The 22,238-nt window shown below is 38.6% G+C and carries 17 protein-coding genes; 10 read left to right on the forward strand and 7 right to left on the reverse strand.

All coding sequences use genetic code 11. The features are described 5' to 3' along the window. The first annotated feature begins 127 nt into the window (after positions 1 to 127). Positions 128 to 2,509, forward strand: a complete 2,382-nt coding sequence (pheT, locus tag G8E00_RS03300; RefSeq protein WP_166221950.1) for a phenylalanine--tRNA ligase subunit beta — start codon at positions 128 to 130, stop codon at positions 2,507 to 2,509. After that, positions 2,506 to 2,802 (forward strand): integration host factor subunit alpha, encoded by a 297-nt coding sequence (locus G8E00_RS03305; RefSeq protein WP_166008422.1) that lies wholly within the window; start codon positions 2,506 to 2,508, stop codon positions 2,800 to 2,802. Before pheT ends, G8E00_RS03305 begins: the two co-directional genes overlap by 4 nt. Before the next feature lie 423 nt (positions 2,803 to 3,225). On the opposite strand, the gene G8E00_RS03310 is transcribed toward G8E00_RS03305, so the two are convergent. From G8E00_RS03310 to trxA, 3 genes are all read right to left on the reverse strand, one after another. Beyond that, positions 3,226 to 3,498: a hypothetical protein gene (locus G8E00_RS03310; protein WP_166008421.1), complete on the reverse strand. Its 273-nt coding sequence runs from the start codon at positions 3,496 to 3,498 to the stop codon at positions 3,226 to 3,228. 413 nt (positions 3,499 to 3,911) lie between these two features. Further along, positions 3,912 to 5,180 carry a transcription termination factor Rho gene (gene rho / locus G8E00_RS03315; protein ID WP_166008420.1) on the reverse strand — a complete coding sequence of 423 codons (1,269 nt, stop codon included), beginning with the start codon at positions 5,178 to 5,180 and terminating at the stop codon, positions 3,912 to 3,914. 337 nt (positions 5,181 to 5,517) lie between these two features. Next, positions 5,518 to 5,844 carry a thioredoxin gene (trxA, locus tag G8E00_RS03320; protein ID WP_166008419.1) on the reverse strand — a complete coding sequence of 109 codons (327 nt, stop codon included), beginning with the start codon at positions 5,842 to 5,844 and terminating at the stop codon, positions 5,518 to 5,520. Positions 5,845 to 6,113: 269 nt separating this feature from the next. Between trxA and ppx the strand changes: the two genes are divergently transcribed. The 5 genes from ppx to G8E00_RS03345 all read left to right on the forward strand — a co-directional run bounded on the left by ppx (position 6,114) and on the right by G8E00_RS03345 (position 11,254). Then, complete coding sequence (gene ppx, locus G8E00_RS03325; protein WP_166008418.1) at positions 6,114 to 7,637, forward strand: exopolyphosphatase; 1,524 nt, start codon at positions 6,114 to 6,116, stop codon at positions 7,635 to 7,637. Positions 7,638 to 7,710: 73 nt separating this feature from the next. After that, on the forward strand, positions 7,711 to 8,535 hold the full coding sequence (locus G8E00_RS03330; RefSeq protein WP_166221952.1) for an acetyl-CoA carboxylase carboxyltransferase subunit alpha: 825 nt from the start codon (positions 7,711 to 7,713) through the stop codon (positions 8,533 to 8,535). After that, the gene (tilS, locus tag G8E00_RS03335) at positions 8,472 to 9,824 is read left to right on the forward strand and encodes a tRNA lysidine(34) synthetase TilS (protein ID WP_166221954.1); all 1,353 of its coding nucleotides are present in this window, start codon (positions 8,472 to 8,474) and stop codon (positions 9,822 to 9,824) included. The genes G8E00_RS03330 and tilS overlap by 64 nt, the downstream gene beginning before the upstream one ends. Positions 9,825 to 9,849: 25 nt before the next feature. Further along, a complete protein-coding gene (gene proC, locus G8E00_RS03340; RefSeq protein ID WP_166221956.1) occupies positions 9,850 to 10,680 on the forward strand; it encodes a pyrroline-5-carboxylate reductase in 831 nt (276 codons plus the stop codon). Between the two features lie 25 nt (positions 10,681 to 10,705). Further along, the gene (locus tag G8E00_RS03345; RefSeq protein ID WP_166008414.1) at positions 10,706 to 11,254 is read left to right on the forward strand and encodes a YggT family protein; all 549 of its coding nucleotides are present in this window, start codon (positions 10,706 to 10,708) and stop codon (positions 11,252 to 11,254) included. Between the two features lie 195 nt (positions 11,255 to 11,449). Here the strand turns inward: G8E00_RS03345 and G8E00_RS03350 are convergent, their stop codons facing one another. Continuing rightward, positions 11,450 to 12,094 (reverse strand): hypothetical protein, encoded by a 645-nt coding sequence (locus tag G8E00_RS03350; protein WP_166008413.1) that lies wholly within the window; start codon positions 12,092 to 12,094, stop codon positions 11,450 to 11,452. Between the two features lie 392 nt (positions 12,095 to 12,486). Here G8E00_RS03350 and G8E00_RS03355 point away from each other — a divergent pair, with 392 nt between their 5' ends. Together G8E00_RS03355 and G8E00_RS03360 are read left to right on the forward strand one after the other, a co-directional pair. Next, positions 12,487 to 13,386: a hypothetical protein gene (locus tag G8E00_RS03355; RefSeq protein ID WP_166221958.1), complete on the forward strand. Its 900-nt coding sequence runs from the start codon at positions 12,487 to 12,489 to the stop codon at positions 13,384 to 13,386. A 59-nt stretch (positions 13,387 to 13,445) separates the two neighbouring features. Beyond that, complete coding sequence (locus tag G8E00_RS03360) at positions 13,446 to 14,063, forward strand: hypothetical protein (protein ID WP_166221960.1); 618 nt, start codon at positions 13,446 to 13,448, stop codon at positions 14,061 to 14,063. Between the two features lie 632 nt (positions 14,064 to 14,695). Here the strand turns inward: G8E00_RS03360 and polA are convergent. Next, positions 14,696 to 17,461, reverse strand: a complete 2,766-nt coding sequence (gene polA / locus G8E00_RS03365) for a DNA polymerase I (RefSeq protein WP_166221962.1) — start codon at positions 17,459 to 17,461, stop codon at positions 14,696 to 14,698. A gap of 166 nt (positions 17,462 to 17,627) precedes the next feature. Between polA and G8E00_RS03370 the strand changes: the two genes are divergently transcribed. Further along, a complete protein-coding gene (locus tag G8E00_RS03370) occupies positions 17,628 to 20,369 on the forward strand; it encodes a DUF2339 domain-containing protein (RefSeq protein ID WP_166221964.1) in 2,742 nt (913 codons plus the stop codon). Between the two features lie 88 nt (positions 20,370 to 20,457). On the opposite strand, the gene G8E00_RS03375 is transcribed toward G8E00_RS03370, so the two are convergent. Then, positions 20,458 to 21,381, reverse strand: coding sequence for a mechanosensitive ion channel family protein (locus G8E00_RS03375; protein WP_166221966.1), 924 nt, complete (start codon positions 21,379 to 21,381; stop codon positions 20,458 to 20,460). Between the two features lie 8 nt (positions 21,382 to 21,389). Beyond that, on the reverse strand, positions 21,390 to 22,208 hold the full coding sequence (locus G8E00_RS03380) for a hypothetical protein (protein WP_227591293.1): 819 nt from the start codon (positions 22,206 to 22,208) through the stop codon (positions 21,390 to 21,392). Between the last annotated feature and the right edge of the window lie 30 nt (positions 22,209 to 22,238).

Below are 22,238 nucleotides of genomic sequence, written 5' to 3' on the forward strand. Positions count from 1 at the left end.
TTTATATAACCTCTCCCTGACCTCTCCTAAAAGGAGAGGGGTTGTTAGTATGCGACGCAGGATTCTCCGCCTTATAAAAAGGGGGAGTTAGAGGGGGATTTAAGAATTTAGATATAGGTTTTTATCAATGAAAATTAGCGAAAATTGGTTACGCACATGGGTCAACCCAGCGGTTGATAGCGATACCTTATCGAACCAGTTGACCATGCTAGGTTTGGAAGTGGATGATCTTGCACCAGCTGCAAAGCCTTTTACAGGCGTAGTTGTCGGTGAAGTCTTAACTGTTGAACAGCATCCAGATGCAGATCGTCTACGTGTAACGACTGTCAATATTGGTTCGGGTGAACCACTACAAATCGTCTGTGGTGCGCCAAATGTACGTGCAGGCATGAAAGCACCTGTTGCGACCATTGGTGCAGTGTTGCCAGGTGATTTCAAAATCAAAAAAGGCAAACTTCGTGGTGTTGAATCACAAGGCATGCTGTGTGGTGCTTCTGAAATTGACCTTGAAGATAAAATTGATGGTCTATTAGAACTTCCTGCAGATGCACCAGTAGGTGTGGACATTCGTGAATACTTAAATCTTGATGACAATGTCATTGATATCAGCATCACGCCAAACCGTGGTGACTGTTTTAGTATTCGTGGTGTGGCACGTGAAATTGGTGTGATTAACCAACTTCCTGTAACTGCACCAGCGATTCAAGAAGTTGCAGCCACTATTTCTGATGAGAAAAAAGTGGTTGTTGAAACTGATGGTTGTCCACGTTATTTAGGTCGTGTGATCAAAAATGTCAACACTAAAGCACCAACGCCTGAATGGATGGAACGAGCTTTAGCACGTTCGGGTATTCGTCAACACAGCATTTTGGTTGATATTACCAACTACGTTTTAATTGAATTGGGTCAGCCTTTACATGCATTTGATGGTGGTAAAGTTGAAGGTGCTATACATGTTCGTCAAGCGACAGCAGACGAAAAATTAACCTTATTGAATGATCAAGAAGTTGAATTGTCTGAAGATGTGATGGTCATTGCAGATGATGCCAAAGCACTCGCAATTGCAGGCATTATGGGTGGCTTATCTTCATCAGTGACAGATGCAACCACAGAAATTTTCTTAGAATCAGCATTCTTTGCTCCGCTTGCGATTGCAGGTCGTGCACGTAAATTCGGTTTGCATACCGATGCATCACAACGTTATGAACGTGGTGTAGATTTTGAATTGCCAATGATCGCAATGCACCGTGCTTCTCAATTGATTTCTGAACTTGCTGGTGGTGAGTTTGGTCCAATTACCGTTGCTGAAAAAACTGAAATTTTACCAAAACGTGAAGCGATTGAACTCAATCAAGCACAAGTGGATCAACTTCTTGGCTATAAAGTTGAATCTGATTTTATTACGGATGCGTTAACACGTTTGGGTTGTACAGTCATTGTAAAAGCACAAGGTGAGTGGAGTGTTGTTCCACCATCACATCGTTATGATATGGCGATTTATCAAGATTTAATTGAAGAAGTAGCACGTATTCACGGCTATGACAATATTCAAATCAGCTTGCCTGTGATTGATGTGAAATTAGCGAAGCACCAAGATCAATTTGAATTGCCTCAGTTACGTCAAACTTTGGTAACCTTGGGATATCAAGAAGCGATTAGCTTCAGCTTTGCAGACTTGAAACTTGAAAAACAGCTCAATCCAAGCGTGAATCCATTGGCATTGGCGAACCCAATTTCAAGTGATTTAGCGGTAATGCGTTCAACATTACTTTCAAGCTTAATTCCTTGTGTTCAATACAATATTAACCGTCAACAAAGCCGTGTTCGTTTCTTTGAATTAGGTTTGCGTTTTGATTATCAAGATGCTCAAGATATTGATGGTCTCAAACAAATTCCAACATTGGCAATGATTTCAGTTGGTGCAAAAACTGCTGAATCTTGGCATGGTAAAGCACAGCCAATGGATTTCTTTGACTTAAAAGGTGAAGTGGAAGAAGTTTTAGCAGCGGCGCGAGTTAAAGTGGAATATGTGCGTTCTGAGCGTGCATGGCTACACCCTGGCCAGTCTGCTGAAATCTTAGTCGATGGAAAATCAGTCGGTTACCTCGGTCGCTTGCATCCATCATTGGAAGAAACCCTCGATTTGAACACAACTTGGGTTGCAGAAATCGATCAATCGGCTGTTTTGCAAACTTATGTATCTAATTTTACAGAATTATCACGATTTCCATCGGTTAGACGTGATATTGCGCTTTTAATTAGTGATAAGATTAATGTTAGTGAAATTCAGCAACTTATCGAAAAAACGGGTGGTGAGCTTTTAGACTCTACTTGGTTGTTCGATGTGTACACCGGTCAAGGTGTTGAAGATGGCAAGCGCTCATTGGCATTTGCTGTGTTATGGCAACATCCATCGCGGACACTTGAAGATGCTGAAATTAAATCCGGAATGGATAACATTATTCAAGTGTTGCAAGACACTTACCAAGCGACATTGAGGACCTCATGACAGCATTAACAAAAGCAGAAATGGCTGATCATTTGAGTGAGCTTACGAGTTTAAATCGTCGTGAAGCAAAACAAATGGTCGAGTTGTTTTTCGAAGAAATTAGCCAAGCATTAATTGCTGGTGAACATGTGAAATTATCTGGTTTTGGTAATTTCGAACTACGTGACAAACGTCAACGTCCAGGTCGAAATCCAAAAACAGGTGAAGAAATTCCGATTTCAGCACGTCGTGTAGTGACATTCCGTGCGGGTCAGAAATTTAGACAGCGTGTTGGTACGGAGCAAGTTGATTAAGATCAGCTGCTTCAAATTATTTTAAATTGTTGAGGCCTCGAATAGTTCGCTATTCGGGGTTTTTTTCATCCTTAAAATATTTGATTTCTTTTAAAGACTTAGATTCTCAAATGAAGTGCAACAGAGATTAAATTATCGATGAAAATCCGTTCTTTTGCTCCATATACGGCGAAGCGACAGAGGGGTATTAAACTTAAGCTCTTCCTAACGTTCGCTTATGCTTCATATTAAAGAGGCATTTTTTTACTTGCTCAGGTGAGGCAGTTTTAGCATAAGCTTTAATGGATCAAAGAACGTTTGATCACAGAGATTTATTGCTTGTACAGAATGTGGCGATGTCGAAGCTTTTATTTTTCTAATCTATAAATAGTCGGCATAAAAAAAGAGAACCAGAGGTTCTCTTTTTCGTAATAATCGAATCGATTATTGAGCAGCAGAAGCAGCAGCAGTAGCGTCAGCAGCAGCAGCAGTTGCATCAGATGCAGAAGCAGCAGCGTCAGCAGCAGCAGCGTCAGCTTGAGAAGCAACTTCAGCAGTAGCAGCGTCAGCAGCTACAGCAGCTTCAGATGCAGCTTCAGTAGCTTCAGATGCAGCAGCAGTAGCGTCAGCAACAGCATCTTCAGTTTTTTTAGCACAACCAACGAAAGCTAGTGTAGTAGCAACGGCAGCAGCAATAGCAATTTTTTTGAATAACATGGCATCACTCTCATTAAAATAAATTGAGACATAAAAAACCTAAGTTAGTCTGTTGTGTGCTTTTATTATTCCTAACGTTAGTTAGTGGGTAATAACGCATGGAGCAGTCTAACTGGTATGCGCACATGCTATCACTGCGGATTTCGAATTGCTACTAGGGAATGCTAAAAAAGTGAAAAAAAAGCTTAAAAATAGGTCGTTTTTTAACATAAAATTACAATCAAGGCTAAAAGATAGATCGGCATTTTGTTTTGTAAGCATTTAAAACTTAATGGTTTTTAATTTAAAAAGATCAAATAATCAAAAATTTATAAATAACTTTACATGGCATCTCTGGAATTGTAGCGTTGTGTAAAAGATGTCAACGAAAAAAAAGACCCTCATTCCGAGGGTCTTTCATTTGGTATCTTGAATTAGTTGGCTGCTTTGCGTTTCATTTGATCAAAGAAATCATCATTGGTTTTGGTTTCTTTCATACGATCAAGCAAGAATTCCACTGCTGCTAATTCATCCATTGGGTGTAGTAGCTTACGAAGAATCCAAACTTTACGAAGATTGTCTTCAGACATTAAACGTTCTTCGCGACGAGTACCTGATTTCTTGATATTCATTGCAGGGAAGACACGTTTTTCAGCGATACGACGATCAAGCGTAATCTCTTGGTTACCTGTACCTTTGAATTCTTCGTAGATCACTTCATCCATCTTACTGCCTGTTTCAATTAAAGCAGTTGAGATAATGGTCAGTGAACCACCTTCTTCAATATTACGTGCAGCACCAAAGAAACGTTTTGGACGCTCAAGGGCATGAGCATCTACACCACCTGTCAAGACTTTACCTGATGATGGAATAACAGTGTTGTAGGCACGTGCTAAACGTGTGATCGAGTCAAGTAGGATGACCACATCTTTCTTGTGTTCAACCAAACGTTTCGCTTTCTCGATGACCATTTCTGCCACTTGAACGTGACGAGCGGGCGATTCATCAAATGTAGATGCAACCACTTCACCACGAACAGTACGTTCCATCTCTGTTACTTCTTCAGGACGTTCATCAATAAGAAGAACAATCAGGAAGACTTCAGGGTTATTACGTACAATCGATTGAGCAATGTTTTGGATCAACATTGTTTTACCCGCTTTTGGCGGTGCAACAATAATTGAACGTTGACCTTTACCAATAGGTGCAATGAGATCGACAACACGTGCTGTTAAATCTTCAGTTGAACCATTCCCTAATTCCATGATCATTTGTTCAGTAGGAAAGAGTGGTGTTAAGTTCTCAAATAAGATTTTATTGCGTGAATTTTCAGGCGTGTCGTAGTTAATTTGGTTCACTTTTAATAATGCAAAATAGCGTTCGCCTTCTTTAGGTGGACGAATTGTGCCTGTAATCGTATCCCCAGTACGTAAATTAAAACGACGAATTTGTGAAGGGCTCACGTAAATATCATCAGGTCCTGCAAGGTAAGATCCCGCTGCAGAACGCAGGAAACCAAAACCATCAGAAAGAATTTCAAGAACACCATCACCAAAGATTTCTTCACCATTCATTGCATGGCGTTTCAAAATGGCAAAAATAATGTCCTGTTTACGGTTACGTGCCATTCCTTCAAGGCCCATGAACTCAGCAATTTTGATGAGTTCGCCTATCGGTTTTTTCTTGAGTTCAGTTAAATTCATAAATTGGTCAGATTGAAGTAATGATGTGTGAAACACAGTAGAAAAGAAGCAAAAGTCGTCCGCAGTTCAAGGAAAGAGTTGCAACTGAAATTGCACAATAACAAACTCAGAATCTAGTTAGTTCTTTCGAGGAGAAATGTGTAAGAACAATTTCTTTAGCCGAGCGGCGATCTTATGTTTTGTGTCTTGTAAGAAACGAGGATGAAATCCAAGTGATTCTTGAACATGCAATATAAGTGAGATACATGGTTTTGTCAATTTAAGCTTTAAAAAAAAGCGCTATAAAATCATAGCGCCTTTTTCTCTAGATTCTAACGTTTTAAATGAGCATTTAGAATTAGATGTTTTCTTCAATAAAAGCAGCCAATTTTGACTTTGGCGCAGCACCTACTTGTTGTGCTACAACTTCACCATTCTTGAACATTAACAATGCAGGAATGTTACGAATGTTATAGTTGACAGCAGTTGCTTCACAAGAAGTGACGTCAACTTTAACAATTTTTACTTTACCTTCGTATTCATTCGATAATGCTTCAAGTACAGGTGCAATTGCTTTACAAGGCGCACACCAACCTGCCCAGAAATCTACAAGTACGGGAGTTTCAGAATTTAAAACGTCTGCTTCAAAGTTCGCATCCGTTGTATTTACAATATTACCAGACATGGATTTTGCTCCAAATATTTTAAAGATGATCTGCTTATCTATTGCTATAAGTATTACATAGTCATCTTTAACAAAGTAGGGGGATGCGTTAATTTTCGATATTTATTGTGAGTTTGTCCAATTGATGCTCACGATATTCACAATCGGATAATTACGCAATTAAATTTTCTAAAAATTAAAAGTTGCTTAAAATTGTTTGATTAAATGGCTTTTAAATTGTGAATATGTGAATTAATCTAAGCACAATCTGGAATAAACTTGTCTAAATAATGTCTGATTTTTTGATTGATGAAGAATTACTTGCTGCAATTGATATGGGATCCAATAGTTTCCATTTAGCCATTGCACGTGTAGACCATGGGGAAGTAAAAAAAGTCGCTTCAATGTCAGAAAAAGTTCAGCTTGCAGCTGGCTTAGATGAAAATAAAAATTTGACTGAAGCTGCTCAGCAGCGAGGTTTAGCGTGTTTAGCACGTTTTGTTGGGCGTTTAAGTTCTGTACATACCAACCGTATGAGAATCGTGGCAACCAATGCTTTACGCCAAGCAAAGAATGGTCATGAATTTATTCAAAAAGCTGCCGAAATTTTACCCAAACATATTGAAATCATTGCAGGTCGTGAAGAAGCTCGCCTGATTTATTTGGGTGTTTCTCATACGATGGCAAATAGTGGTCGTCGTTTGGTGGTTGATATTGGTGGTGGTTCGACGGAATTGATTATTGGTGAAGAATTTGAGCCTATTCACACCGAATCTGTACAAATGGGCTGTGTTTCATTTACTAAAACGTATTTTAGTGATGGCGAAATTAATCAAAAGAATTTTGATAAAGCTGTCGTTGCAGCGCGCAAGGAAATTTCAGGTTTAGCCAATACTTATAAAGCTGCGGGTTGGGATACAGTTGTTGGTTCAAGTGGCACAATCAAAGCCTGTCGTCAGATTGCGGTAAATATGGGCTGGAGTGATGATCAAGAATCATTGACTCGTGAAGGTCTGGAAAAACTCAAACAAAAATTACTCAAATACAAACATATTTCTGAAATGGAATTTGAAGGTCTTAAAGAAGACCGCCGAGCAGTTTTGCCAGCAGGCATTGCAATCTTACATGCTGTATTTGAAGTCTTAGGCATTGATAAACTGGTGTATTCAGATGGTGCGCTACGTGAAGGGGTCATGTATGACCTGTTAGGTCGTTTCCAACACGAAGATATTCGTGACAGAAGTGTACAAGCCCTCATGGGACGCTATGGTGCAGACCATAAACAAGCACAGCGCGTGGTCGATACCGCTCAGAAGCTGTTTAACTCGGTTGCTAAGGCATTGAAACTTAACAATGATGATAGTGATTTGCTTCGAAGAGCAGCTTATTTACATGAAATTGGTTTAGCGATCAGTCATAGTGGTTATCATCGTCATGGTGCTTACTTGTTACAGCATTCCGATATTCCGGGCTTTTCACAAATCGATCAAAATTATTTGTCACATTTGGTCTCTCATCATCGTCGTAAGTTACGTGTTGAAGCAAAAAATGATGTCTTTAAAGTCGGTGGGAACAAGCTTGTCTACCTAAGTTTGTTGCTTCGTTTAGCTGTATTGTTAAATCACAGTCGTAGCGATGAGATGCTTCCTGCCATTGAATTAGTCGTTATAGATGAGCAACAATGGCAACTTAGTGTTTCTGGTGATGCCAAACAATGGCCTCTGTTGGTTGCAGACTTGCACGATGAGCAAGTTCAATTTAAACATTGGAATATTGTTTTGAATATTCAGTCGGAAAAATTTATCGATTCTTAAGTAAATCGATAAACAGAAATTTATCAATTAATGCGTTAGTGCTTAATTTAGATTTAGGAATATTCATCGACTTATGAAAAATAAAGCTGCTCAGTCTAAAGCATGGAAAACGGTTCAAATTGCTCGCCATCCAGATCGTCCACAATTTTTGGATTATGTCGGTGAAATTTTTACTGAATTTGATGCCTTACACGGTGACCGTCTCTATGGTGATGATGGTGCAATGATTGGTGGTTTGGCACGTTTTAACGGTCAGGCTGTGATGGTCGTCGGTCAGCATCGTGGTCGTAGTACCCGTGAAAAATTGCAACATAATTTCGGGATGAGTAATCCTGAAGGTTACCGTAAATCACAGCGTCTCTTAGATATGGCTGAACGTTTCAACCTGCCTGTATTTACCTTTATTGATACCATGGGTGCATATCCAGGTGTAGGCGCGGAAGAACGTGGTCAGGCAGAAGCCATTGCAACCAGTTTGGCACAATTGTCGAGTCTAAAAGTTCCTGTGATTGCGACAGTGCTTGGTGAAGGCGGTTCAGGTGGTGCGCTGGGTATTGGTGTAGCCGATCGTGTGGTGATGTTATCTCACAGTATTTACTCGGTTATTTCACCAGAAGGCTGTGCGTCTATTTTGTGGAAAACTGCTGAAAAAGCTGAACAAGCCAGTGAAGCTTTAGCCTTGACTGCGGACAAATTAAAAGAGTTAGGCATTGTGGAATATGTGGTAGATGAAGGCGAAGGCGCGCATTTACATCCATATGATGTGATGGAACAACTTAAAAATGTGTTACAACAAGCACTTGATGAATTACTTCCAATGGATGCTGATGCAAGATGCGAAGCACGTTACCAACGTTTAATGAAGTTTGGCAGCGACAATTCAGGTCTGGCTTCTTAAAACAACTGTCCCAATTTGGTGATGACACCAAATTTTTAATCGGATGTAGCGGCGGCATGGATTCCATGCTGTTGTTATTTCTGATGTCTGCTTTATGCCCTGAGCGCATTCGAGTGCTTTATATCAATCATCAGCTGCAAAAAGTCAGTGATGATTGGGCCATATTTATTGCACAGCAATGTGAATTACTTCAAATTGAATGTCATATTCAAGCAGTTGATGTGCTCGAAGGCAATGTTGAAAGCCAAGCACGTGAAGCACGTTACACAGCATTTAAGCAACATTTAAAAGAACAAGAAATTTTAGTCCTTGCGCACCATCAACAAGATCAAGCGGAAACATTTCTATTGCGTCTTTTCTCTGGTACTGGAGTGCAGGGCTTAACAGCAATGAAAGTTATTGACCATCGAGATGAATTTTCGATTTGGCGTCCTTTATTGGATATTTCGCGTGAGCAAATTTGCCAATGGGTTGAACAGCTCAAAATTCCTTATGTCGATGATCCAACAAATTTAGATACACATTATGATCGAGCATGGTGTCGGCACGAACTTTGGCATATTTTGCAAAGCCGATTTCCTAAAATGCAGCAGTCGATCACACGTACCAGTTATTTGATGCAAGATGCCAATGAAATTTTAAATGAAGTTTTAGCACAAGATTTAGACATGTGTGGTACGTATGATGAGCTTGATCTTGAACGATTAACAAGTTTATCAACGCCAAGACAGCGTCAATTGTTATCAGCATGGATGCGAGGACAGGATACATACCGTCCATCATTTGATATGGTACAACGCTTGCAAGATGAAGTGATTCATGCGAAACAAGATGCTCAATCTGCTTTGCATTGGAATGGTTTTTATTATGTAAGGTATCAAGAGGTTTTGTATCGTTTAGACAAGGTCAAATATTTACAGAATAAAGATACTGAATCTGTACCATGTATGATGACATTTCAGTTGCATCAACAATGTGATGTGTTATCTGGCATATTTAAAATTGAGACAGCGGAAATGGGCTTAAGTTTTGCATTACTTGAACGTGAGCTTTTATTGAAGCCTAGAGCAGGCGGTGAAAAAATTCATCTCTATGGTCGCGTAGGTGCATGGCCATTAAAGAAAGCAATTCAAGATGCACAAATTTTTCCATGGTTACGCCATACAATTCAAATATTAACCATAGATAATGTTATGCTTGGTGTTTTTACACCTAAAGGGTTTTGGTTGGCTCAGTCTCAGTATTGTGAGGTTGGAGGATGGCAGCCAAAGTTAATCTCTTCGTTATAAAAAGATTTAAGGTCGAGTGTGATTCATGAGTACTGCGTTAAATTGTAATATTTGTTTTATTGGTGGTGGTAACATGGCTCAAGCCCTGATTGGTGGCTTGCTCAGTCGTGGTTTACCTGCGACTCGAATTACCGTATCTGATCCAGTTGAACAAGTACGTGAAATATTACAAGCGAAAGACGTTCATGTGACTAATAATAACATTGACGCAATTCGTGATGCAGACATCGTGGTTCTTGCGGTAAAACCTCAAGTATTATCCACAGTACTCAAGCCATTGAATGGTTTATTTACAGATAAATTGATCGTGTCGATTGTTGCAGGTGCTGAAATTCAGACCATTGCTCAATTTACAGGTTCAGAACTCATTGTTCGTGTGATGCCAAATACACCTGCTTTGGTGCAAACGGGTGCACATGGGTTATTTGCATACCCAGTGGTTGATGCAGAAAAACGAGAATTGGCAAGTCAGGTATTGGCAGCAACAGGATTAACACTTTGGGTTGATTCAGAAGCTCAAATTGATGCGGTGACCGCTGTATCAGGTTCTGGCCCAGCATACTTTTTCTATATGATGGAAAGTATGATTCGTGCTGGTAAAAATATGGGCTTAGATGAAAAAGTTGCGACTGCTTTGACTTTGCAAACTGCACTGGGTGCTGCTCAAATGGCAATTACCAGTTCAAATACGCCATCAGAACTTAGAAAAAATGTGACTTCGCCAAATGGGACTACCCAAGCGGCTTTAGAAGTTTTTGATCGTGCTCAAATTTCACAAAATATTCAGACAGCACTTGCTGCTGCTCAGAAACGTAGCCAAGAGTTGGCTCAAGAATTAAGTGATAGTGCTAAATAATCAATTTTATTAGGAAAGTTGAAGTATGGCAGCGAACCCTGCTCTAATTTTTGACATTATCATTAATGTTGCAATTCTACTGGTTTTTTTCCGCTTTTTAATGCAATTGGCGGCAGTAAGTCCTTACAATCCAGTGGTTTTATCGACTGTTAAAGCGACTAAAATCGTCGATGTTTTTGGCAGAATTTTACCTACTGTGGGCCAAGGGCGAGTGAATCTTGCAGCTTTGGTACTACTGGTATTGCTGTATTTTCTGAAAATGTTTGGCATTAAATATTTGAATGCTCAACCGACAGGCAGTACGGTTTATTTTGTAGTTTCAACTTTATTGGCAATGCTTCAATCATTGATCACGATTTTGAAATATATTTTGTTTGCTTACATTATTAGTAGCTGGATTGTGATGTTAACGCAGTCTCGTTCACCTTATATTGAAGTTTTACAGGAACTAGCTGAGCCTATGCTTGCTCCTTTCCGTAAAATTATGCCCAACATGGGGATGATTGATTTGTCTCCAATCTTGGCATTTTTCACCTTATATATTGCAGAGATGATGATTAAATCGATTGGTTAATATGCTAGAAATAAAAAAGGACTCGAGTGAGTCCTTTTTTATTTATGGTATAGAAGGTGGATCTCATCCAGTCTCCTTTTGAAAAAAGGAAGATAGAATGTCTTACAAACATTTTTAATAAGAGGATAGTATTTTATTTTTGGCCTATATCATTTTCGTAGAATGCCTATTAGTATTTCTTTTAAGTTAGATTTTTTAATTATTTTCAATATGCTTATAAAAAAATTGATCTTTTGTTTGAAAAAATATATCAAAACTACTGCTCATCCATGAATCTACACAACTTTGTTTTGTATAAATTTCTGCAATCGCTGAAATGTAGTAGTCAAGCCAATCTTCGATTCGATCAAAGGATGCTTTGGGACGTAGATTCGCATAGAGATTCTTTAAGTTTTCTGAAATACTTTGAATGTTTGGATTAAATAACCAAATGATGAGATCATTTTCTTTAAATTGTGATGTTTGGTATTTTCCTATTTCCTTTGTGGGTTCTATAGCTAATAGTTTTGCTCCGTTTTCACTATATTGTGAATATAAAAGTTTGGAAGATTGAATTTGCTCATGCTGTCCAACTTCCATTTCTCTAATCTGTCTTGAAATGTTTAAGCAGGTTGGAAGTTTTTTAAGGTCTGAATCTGCATTATTGGTAAAAAGACGGACTGCTTTATCAATGACATAGTGTTCACCTGTTCCCGTAATGATCCCCCCGTGCCAAGCATATAATTTAGAACTAATCTGTTCTTTTAAAAGATCATTTTTTTTATTTTCTAGGGTCAGATATTTGTTGTCTACAGCAACAATAATACTATCTTTGAGTTGAACAGCGACAATAAAAGTCATATTTAAAAGTGGTTAATTTATGCTAAAGTAAGTTTAACTATAAAATTATAAATGGCATAGTCATGGCTGGCGGTTCGCAAATCATCATTTCATCTGATGGTATAACAATAAAAACACCTAGAGAATTTAAAGTTTTCGCTGGGCAACATTTTTTTTAAAAGTGGTGAAAAAGTAGCTATACATACACCTCTTCTTCCCGAAAATAACTCTACATCGTTAAGATACCAATTTATTGATGATGATGGCATTCCTTATGAGAATACAAGATATTCGGCATATTACGCTAATGGTCGTGAAGTAAAGGGTATTACGGATAAAGATGGTTATACTCAAGTATTATTCAGTACAACTGAGCAAAATATAAAATTTATCTTAGATATTTGAGATTAATAATGACAACAGATGATAAAAAATCTTCAACAGCAAAAACTACTACTGAAGGCAACCAAGTTACTCAAAAAATTACTCGAAAAGTACAATTTTTTTTACTTTTTTGGGTTGCTGAAAAAGATAAGGCTAAGAATTTATTTCAAGAGGCTGCTCAAACAAGAAATATTATATTAAAAACAGAGCCTTGGTATGACCCTTTAATACATAAAGTACATCTCCCTGATATTACTAACTTTAGTAGTATCCAAAAAGCAATCGATTATTGGGTGAATTTTTATGGAGGAGAAACAAAAGCAGCAGTAAAAGAAGTGAGTTTTTTTTCACATGCTGCTACTCAAGGACCACTTATTTACAATGCTTATCAGTTTGATCCTAAGGAAATACTTATTTTAGTTGAATCTGGTAAACATCAACAGATGCTTGAGTCTGAATGGGCAAAATTAAAATATTATTGGGCAAATGGAGAAACAAGATTAAACTTCTTTGGTTGTAATACAGCAAAGTTAGATGCAAAAACAAAAAAATATGAAAAGGCTTTTGCTCGAAAAATATCTGCATATAAAAATTGTCAAAATGTCGTTGTAGCAGGACAACCAAGTTCGTCTTATCCGTCATTTTTGCCAGATCTAAGAATAACTGCAGAGCATATTGCTGTACATAAAGGTATTGGTTGGGATTATGCACCTACTTTCATGGTAGCAAGTGAAGGTGATAATGGTCTTAAAGCTATCACTACACGTAACGCTAAAATATTAACGATGAAATTTTTCAAAAATAAATTGCGTTTAAAAGATGATTTTCAATCTATTTTTAATGATTATCGAACAACACGGAATTCTGCCAAAACACCTGAATTAGCCAAGGTTCACGAATGGAATAAGTTAGGATATCGCTACCGATGAATAGATTTAAACATTTATCAAGCATAATAATTTTATTTTTTATAATAGGATGTAGTCCAATGAATGGACCAAATAACGTCACTTATGAGTTTAATATTGATCCTGCTGTAGATTTAAGTGGTTTAAGAGTAAACTTATATATTTATGGTAAAAGTACAGGATCATCCTGGTATAGCTATGACAAAATTATAACAGTAATTGATAAAGGTAAAGTTTTAGATAAAAATTTCAAAGATAATACTGATATTTCTTACATAATCGAGGCTGTTGATACTAAACGAGGACATTATTTTTACTATGATGATCCCTATGAACATGATGGTTTACGTACAGATTATATTCGAACATTTATTTTTTCTGATGACATGGTGAAACAAATCACTCATATTATTAGAAATCAGTATGAAAGTGATGCAGTCTATGAAAAGAATCTTCACTATGTTGAAAATAAAGATAATAAAAAATTAGAATTTTTTCATCCTAAGATAAGCAAATATCATATGTCTCAACCAGCACAGGAATGGCTAGATAAAGAAGTAGAAATAATGGGATTTGAAGGTTTAAAAACTGGACCTAAAATCAAAGAGAAAGATATTCTTCGTTTAAAGAATATTACAGATGCCCAAAAACAAGAATTGATTAAAATCCATAGTCAGCTTAAGTTTAATGATCCTTGAATTGAATATTGTTTTTATTTGTCATTAATTCGTGATAATTTTATTGTGAAATTGATATTTCAGTATTTAATTTAATGCAGAATATAGATAAATATGATGAATAAAATTATTTTAAGCAGTATCTTATCTTTAATTTCAATATTATCTTTTTCTATTGTAAATCGTGATTGCTCATCTAATCTTTATGGTATTTTTTCTATTTGGTTAATGGAAACAACTGGGTTCCATGAATATAGTTTTTTTATTCACGGATTTTTGATTAATTTTTTTATTTTATGTATTTTTTATTTTTTATTTTTTTATTTTTTTAAAAGAAAAATATCAAATAAATTGATTTTTATTCTTGTTATAACTTTAGCAGGTCTTTGTGTACACTTTGTATTTAAAACCGTTGTAAGAATACATATGGATTCGAGAAATTTAGTTCCTAAAGAATTTCTAGAAGACACAATTGATAGAAAAGTAACATTTTTCATGATCAATAGGGATATGGAGTGTCGTGAGTAAACTTTTATCAGTTTGTAAAATAGAACTGATTTTTAAATGAATATAATACAGCTTATACAAAAATTAATAGTATCAATAGTAAAAAGCCCAATCATTACTGATTGGGCTTTTTCGAATTTTAGGGTTTAATGCGCTTCATCCCAATTTAGACCTTTACCGACTTCAACCACTAAAGGCACAGACAGTTTCACAACACTTTGCATCGTTTCAGCAATTTTCACTGCCAATTCATCTGCAATGGCTTCATCCACTTCAAATACCAATTCATCGTGTACTTGCAGGAGTAATTTAGCTTGGTCTTTTGGCAAGATTTTATCGACTTCAATCATGGCCATTTTAATGATTTCTGCCGCAGAACCTTGTAGTGGCGCATTAATCGCAGCACGTTCAGCCGCTTTACGAATCATCATATTGCGTGCGTCGATGTCTGGTGTATATAGACGACGACCCGTAATGGTTTCCACATAACCTTGTTCCAGAGCGACTTGACGGGTACGTTGCATATACTCGTAAATACCTGGGTAACGATGGAAATATTGCTTAATATAGTTTTGAGATTCTTCACGGGTAAAACCAAGCTGACGAATCAAACCGAATTCAGACATACCATAGAGTAAACCGAAGTTCACCGCTTTGGCTTGACGACGTTGATCATGAGTCACATCTTCAAGGGCAACATTCAACACTTCAGCCGCAGTACGACGGTGCACGTCCTGACCATGGTTAAAGGCATCGACCAACGCTTCATCTTGAGAGAAATGCGCCATTAGACGTAATTCAATTTGTGAATAATCGGCTGCCAGTAATACGCGACCCTTCGGTGCAATAAACGCTTTACGAATTTGGCGACCAATTTCTTCACGCACTGGAATGTTCTGTAAGTTAGGATCGGTTGAAGACAAACGACCAGTTGCAGTCAACGCTTGATGATAACTGGTATGTACACGATGCGTACCATCATTGGCTTGTTTCAACAAACCATCGGTATAAGTGCTTTTCAGCTTAGTTAAACCACGATATTCCAGAATCAATTGTGCAATTGGATGATCAATTTTTTCTAAAATGCTTTCACTGGTACTGTACTGACCCGTTGCGGTTTTCTTGCCACCTTTGATTCCCATTTTTTCAAATAGGATTTCACCGACTTGTTTTGGTGAGCTGACGTTAAAGCTTTCACCTGCAATCTCAATAATCTGTTTTTCAAGATTTTGAATGGTTTCAGAGAACTCATTGCCCAATTGATCTAAAAAGGCTAAGTCGAGCTCAATGCCATTTTCTTCCATCGACGTTAAAACAGATGCAGTCGGCATTTCAACCTTATGCAAAATATCAATTAACGGTGCTGTTTCTTTCAGTTTACGGTCGAGCACTTCATACAAACGATACGTCACATGCGCATCTTCAGCGGCATAGTGTGCTGCAGTTTCAATCTCAATCTGATTAAAGGTTTTTTGTTTTGCACCTTTACCTGCAACCTGCTCAAATGTTGTGGTGAGATGGCTCAAGTAAACACGAGCAACATCATCCATACCATGACGTGTTGCCACTGCATTTAAAACATAAGATGCCAGCATGGTATCGAAATACCAACCTTGCAGATGAATGCCATGATTTTCCAAAATATGCGCATCGTATTTTAAGTGATGACCAATTTTTTCAACTTGTGGATTTTCAAGAATTGGTTTGATTTGTGCGATGACATCATCACGATTCAGCTGTTCAGGTGCACCTTCATAATCATGCGCAAGGGGAACGTAGTAGGCATCCTTGGCATCAAACGCCACCGAAAAGCCAACCATTTCAGCCACACGATAATCCAAGCTTGTCGTCTCTGTATCAAAAGCAAAACGTGTTGCCGTGCTGAAACGTTTAAAGAAGTTTTCCCAATCTGCTGTAGTTAACACAGTATGATAAGTCGCTTGACCGAGTTGATCATCGACACTAGTTGAAACTGCTTGATCTTCGATGACATTTTCTGATGGTGCCTGAGCACTTTGTTCAATGACTTGAGAGGTCTTTTTATAAGCTGAATTATTTGGATTGTTTGGATGATCAAGCGATTGCAACTGATTTCGGAATTCTAGTTCGGTATAAAGACGACGAAGTTCAGGCACATTTGGATCACAGAGTTTTAAATCGTCATAAGTGAGATTGAGTTCTAAATCACAAACAATACTTGCCAACTGATGATCGAGTGTAATGCCTTCAACATTGTCTTTGAGGCTTTGACCTACTTTGCCTTTAATCTTGTCAACGTTTTCTAAGATGCCGCCAATTGAACCATATTCGGTTAGAAGCTTTGCTGCGGTTTTCGCGCCGACACCTGGCACACCCATAATGCCATCAGAGGCATCTCCCATGAGGGTTAAATAATCAATAATTTGATTTGGCCAAACACCAAATTTTTCAAAGACACCATTCACATCCATAGGTTTGTCTTTAAAACTGTCTTCTAGCGTGACTTTGTCTGTGACCAACTGTGCCATGTCTTTGTCGCCAGTTGAGATCAGGACTTGATGACCTTCTTTCTCAGCACGCTTTGCCAATGTGCCAATGATGTCATCGGCTTCTGCGCCAGGAAGAACATGCAAAGGAATACCTAAGGCACGGATTAGATTATGCAAATAAGGAATTTGTTCGGCTAAGTCTTCAGGCATACTTGGACGATCACCTTTATAAATCGGTGATAGTACGTGACGAAATGTTGGTTCTGGTGTATCAAAAATCACCGCCATATGTGTGGGTTGCACACGACGCATCAGTTTTTGAATCGCAGAAATCGCACCACGAATCGCATTGGTGTGTAAACCAGTTGAGGTGGTTAACGGTGGCAGTGCATGGTAAGCACGAAATAAAAAATATGACCCATCGACCAAGACAAATGGTGGCATCGAAACCTTCCTTATGCAAATAACGGTTTTATTGTACGTGATTTTTTTGTATTACGCTGAAACTTGATGATGACCAAGGTTACCGAATCTCTGTCGAATTTAGCAAAATACTGAAACAAGCTGTTGTATCATGCAGAGTATAAAAGGAAAGTTGAAATAAGATCATATGTTTAAAGGACAAAACGAAATCCGCATGATGTGGTTAATGGTGCTGATGATTGTCGGTATTGGGGCCTGGTTTTTAAACGTCCATGCTTTGGCTTATCTATGTGGAATCGCTCTAATCGTCAGTGTGATTCAGTATGTCGATGCGATTGAAAAACCCACACAGTCAATGGCCCAACAAGGTCAAGTTAAGCTGACGCATACGTCTCGTATTCCCTTGTATATAGCGTCTATTGTGGCTGTGGTTGGGGGCTTTTTACATTTAAGTGGGATGATGGCACTTGGAATTACACTATGGGTGTTTTTCTTTTTAAGGTGGTTGCGCCGTTTAGAAAATAATTTAAATACTTTGCAATCCAAATTAAAACACTCGACTCAGATGCCTTTAGACTCACATCCTGATCTTCAACAAACAACCAATTTATCGTCACAAGCCGTAGGTCATACAACAGAATCATCTTCAAATGAAATTGGATTGCAACAGCAAATTCAACAATGGCTGTTTACAGGTAATCCTGTGTTAAAAGTGGCGATTCTGATTCTTGTCATTGGTGTGATCTTACTGCTCAGATTTGCAACTGAGCATTGGCAATTGAGCCTTGCATTTAAATTGACAATTGTCGCGGGTGTCAGTGCTTTAGTCACGATTCTGGGTTATCTACTCATTCTAAAAAATCGTAGTTTTGCACTTGCGCTTGAAGGATTGGGGCTAGCAGGCTTATTCCTGACCTTATTTTTTGCCTATTACAATCACGTGATTCCATCATTATTTGGTGCTGGGCTGTGCTTTATTGTGATTATGGCCATCACCTTGTATTTAAGTTTAAAACAACAAGCCATTGAACTGGCCTTGATGGCAATGTTGATTGCCTATATTGCACCGTTCACTTTGCCTGTTCGTGATGCCACAGCCGTTGAATTGGTCACTTATTATTTAGTTATTAACATTGCTGTTGCGATTTTAAGTACTTTAAGACCGTGGAAAATACTTAATCAAATTGCATTTTTGGCAACCACCGTCATTGGCGGTATGTATGCCATCATTCATGGTTATGTGCATGAACGGAACATGATGACGATTTTAGTCATTGCACATACGGCTATTTTTGTTTGGCTGAGTTTTCGCTTCAGTCAACTCATTGCCAAATCAGATATTGAACAATTTAAACTGAAACCTGCCTTAGATATTGCCCTAATTTTTAGCGCACCGATCGTGGGATATATCTTTATTTATCTGATGTATTTTCATGAAACCACATGGCAAGCGGGTATGAGTTTAGGGTTTGCTGTGGTCTATGCAGGCTTGTATCAACTGGCGAAGAAAAATCAGTCGATTGGACTAATTTCCCAAAGCTATTTTAGTTTAATGCTGATCTTTTTAGCGTTGATTCCTCCAATATTATTGCCTGATCAATGGAGCGTCATGGGTTGGGCGATTGAAGGTGCATTGATTTACCTCATCGCTTTATACCGAGCATCTGTGATTAGTCGATATTTAGCGATGGGGCTATTGATTGTTGCAGGGCTTTCAAGTCTCTACTATCTTGTTGACTCAACTGAATTCCCAACCATGATGTTCTGGGTGCTCAGCCTTAGTTATTTGACCGTGGTTCTGGGCGCAAATGCTATTCGCAGATTTAGAGAGCAATTGTCGTTTATTAGCATCTTATTTTTAAGTATGTTGATGTTGTCTGCATGCATCATGTTGATTTTCTTGCTTCTAGATTATTTTTCTGGGGCAACGCAATTTGTGCATACTCTAATGATCGTGGCAGTTGTTTATTTCGTATTGAATGAATGCATGATCCGTTCGCGAGCAACGTGGTCATGGTTATTGCCTAAATGGTTTGCACTGGTTCCTTTGCTGGTTTTTGCCTTATGTATTGTCCTTGAATCCAGTCAAAATGGCGTTATTGTATGGCACTCAGCTTTTGAGCGGATTGAGTTTTTATTGGCATGTCTATTGATGACAGGGGCGTGGCTCCGACCGATGCTGGGTGTGCGAGCTGAAAAAGAGTGGGTGAGTTTAGGCACACTATTTTCTCTGGCTTTGGCAAGTTTAGCCCTGATTCCTCAGATGCCGTTTATTAGTGTGGTGATCTTGCCACTGATCTTTTGTGCATGGAGTTATAAACAAACAACCTCAGCAGATTGGCAAATCTTCTGGCAAACACGCAGTACCTTATTGCTTATGATGCTTTGGATCATTTGTTCACAGCTCTTTTCACAGCAAGCCTTTCAGGGCTATTTATTACCTATTTTGAATCCGTTTGATGTGGTGAGCTTAGCTGTTTTGGCTGGTTTTATTTGGGTGCTGACTTTACAAATGAAGCATGGTCTGGACAAGGGTATTGTGGCGGTATTGATGGTGCTGAGTTTACTGTGGCTCAGTAGTTATATAGTCTTACGTGCTTTACATGTGTATTGGGGAACGCCGTATAACGATTTGGCATTGTGGGACAATGCTGTGGTGCAACTGAGTCTGACTTTGCTCTGGGTCAGTTTGGCATTTGTCACCATGAGTTTAGCGAGTCGAAGAAAATTACGCCCGATGTGGATTTTAGGGGGCAGTATTTTGGCGGTGGTGACTTTAAAACTGGTGCTGTTTGATCTGTCTCATGTCGGTACGATCATGCGGGTTTTATCGTTCTTAGGCGCAGGTGGAATCATGCTGATCATTGCTTATATCGCACCGATGCCTGAATCAGATCAACACCTTATTTCTAAATCTAATGAAACATGATGACTGGCTAAATATAAAAAAGTCCCTGTATTGAAACAGGGACTTTTTTTAAAACATGTTTTAAAGCGAATGCTCTTGGATTGATCACTTAGCCATTTTTAGGTTCGCGTTTGATTTCTTTTTCATTTGCGTATTGATCAATTTCTTCATCGGTTAATGCAGTTTGCGGTGGACGATCGACAAAGCCCATTTTCGGTACGGGGATTTCAATTTCATTTTCAACGAAGCCATTACGAATACGTTCTTGCATTTCATCTCGCACTTTTAAAAAGTTACCTTGTTTGCACCACACAGCAAAGAGTAATTCAATAGACGACTCACGAAAGGCTGTGACGGTCACAGCAGGCTTAGGGTCGGCGAGAACCAAAGGGTAGGAGTTCGCAACTTTGAGCAAGACTTCACGGACTTTAATAATATCCTCATGGAAATTGATCGCAAGGGTAATCGGGATGCGTCGTATTGGATATTTGGACAGGTTATGTACTGGGGCTCGAATGAGTTGTTCATTCGGTAAACGCACATAAACATTATCCTGCGTTAAAAGTTTTACAGACAGCAAGTCAATTGAGATCACTTCACCTTCAATGGTATGTCCACGAATAAGCGTGATCTGAATGGTGTCGCCAATTTCAAATGAACCTTCACCAATTAAGAACAAACCACTAATTAAGTTGGTTGCAGAGGTCTGAGAAGCGAAACCCAAAGCCACAGTTAAGATACCCGCAGCACCAATAAAGACACTGAGTTTAAAGCCAGCTTCCTTAAGGCTTGCCATAACAAAAATAATAAAAATAAAGTAAAAAATACCACGACGCCACACCAGTCGCTGATGGGCATTAAAACGATTTCCAATGGTGCGAATAAAGGTGTTGGACACCACGCGTGCAAAAATAAACCCGATAAAACACAGCACAATTGCAATTAAAATTTCAGTCAGGCGATCGGTATTAATATTGGTAAAGATGCCTTTTATACTGTTCGTGACATCTTGAGTAATATCTGTTTTTGCCATGTTGCCCCCTAGAAAAATGAATCGAACATATTAAATAAAGCACCACCTAGAGAGCGTGCTTGGTTGACATAACTGACTTCACCAGCCAAGGGTGGGGTCTTATTTTCAATTTTAATTCGAGCAGGGCGGTCTGTACCTTCATGAATGACTTTAATTTGCGACGTCCATAAGCGTCCCGTACTTTCACTATAAAATAAAGGCAATGCAGGAACAGGGACATTCATACGGTCAAAGCGTAATTGTTGACTGCTGACATTGTGAAATACAATCGGTGTAACTGCACGGAAGGCACGACGCGTAAGTTGTTTTAGTTCAGTTCGACCATCGACCGATGTGGCATAACACATCTCACCACTTTGATGGTCTGGACCAAACCATGTGTCTTTCGGTTGAATCACTGGAATATCAAATAAAGGATCACGCTGACCATCGACATAGCCTGCAATCCATAATGGTGTACTAATATATAGCGTGCCACGTTGCCCCGCAGGAATATAAATCGGATCGACAGGGCGAATCACCACAGAACGATCTGCCAAACGTGGCAAAAGCTGAAAAGTTTGTGGCGTTTCACGAAACATATAACGTTCTATATGAACAGGTTTGGGAAATGCAAAATGCACATCGGTAATTTCTTGCCATTGTTGTTCATAATCATATTGATAAGGCGGGCGATAGTATTCCAAGCGCCACTCTTGCAAGCCACGAGTTAGCCTTAGAACAAGCGAACCAAATTGCCAAGCTCTAGATTGGTTGAGTTCAAATTTTTGCTCGCCCCACCATTTAATTGTTGGAATTCCTGGCTCTAAATGATCATGATCAGACAAGGTCATACATCCTTAAAATAAGATTTGGTA

Source organism: Acinetobacter shaoyimingii (assembly GCF_011578045.1).
GTDB lineage: Bacteria > Pseudomonadota > Gammaproteobacteria > Pseudomonadales > Moraxellaceae > Acinetobacter > Acinetobacter shaoyimingii.

Coding starts and splice junctions, on each gene's coding strand:
- G8E00_RS03355 (WP_166221958.1), top strand. CDS start 12,487: ATGACAACAGATGATAAAAAATCTTCAACAGCAAAAACTACTACTGAA.
- rho (WP_166008420.1), bottom strand. CDS start 5,180: ATGAATTTAACTGAACTCAAGAAAAAACCGATAGGCGAACTCATCAAA.
- polA (WP_166221962.1), bottom strand. CDS start 17,461: ATGCCACCATTTGTCTTGGTCGATGGGTCATATTTTTTATTTCGTGCT.
- G8E00_RS03305 (WP_166008422.1), top strand. CDS start 2,506: ATGACAGCATTAACAAAAGCAGAAATGGCTGATCATTTGAGTGAGCTT.
- G8E00_RS03350 (WP_166008413.1), bottom strand. CDS start 12,094: ATGACTTTTATTGTCGCTGTTCAACTCAAAGATAGTATTATTGTTGCT.
- trxA (WP_166008419.1), bottom strand. CDS start 5,844: ATGTCTGGTAATATTGTAAATACAACGGATGCGAACTTTGAAGCAGAC.
- G8E00_RS03360 (WP_166221960.1), top strand. CDS start 13,446: ATGAATGGACCAAATAACGTCACTTATGAGTTTAATATTGATCCTGCT.
- G8E00_RS03375 (WP_166221966.1), bottom strand. CDS start 21,381: ATGGCAAAAACAGATATTACTCAAGATGTCACGAACAGTATAAAAGGC.
- G8E00_RS03330 (WP_166221952.1), top strand. CDS start 7,711: ATGAAAAATAAAGCTGCTCAGTCTAAAGCATGGAAAACGGTTCAAATT.
- ppx (WP_166008418.1), top strand. CDS start 6,114: ATGTCTGATTTTTTGATTGATGAAGAATTACTTGCTGCAATTGATATG.
- proC (WP_166221956.1), top strand. CDS start 9,850: ATGAGTACTGCGTTAAATTGTAATATTTGTTTTATTGGTGGTGGTAAC.
- pheT (WP_166221950.1), top strand. CDS start 128: ATGAAAATTAGCGAAAATTGGTTACGCACATGGGTCAACCCAGCGGTT.
- G8E00_RS03345 (WP_166008414.1), top strand. CDS start 10,706: ATGGCAGCGAACCCTGCTCTAATTTTTGACATTATCATTAATGTTGCA.
- G8E00_RS03370 (WP_166221964.1), top strand. CDS start 17,628: ATGTTTAAAGGACAAAACGAAATCCGCATGATGTGGTTAATGGTGCTG.
- tilS (WP_166221954.1), top strand. CDS start 8,472: ATGCGAAGCACGTTACCAACGTTTAATGAAGTTTGGCAGCGACAATTC.
- G8E00_RS03310 (WP_166008421.1), bottom strand. CDS start 3,498: ATGTTATTCAAAAAAATTGCTATTGCTGCTGCCGTTGCTACTACACTA.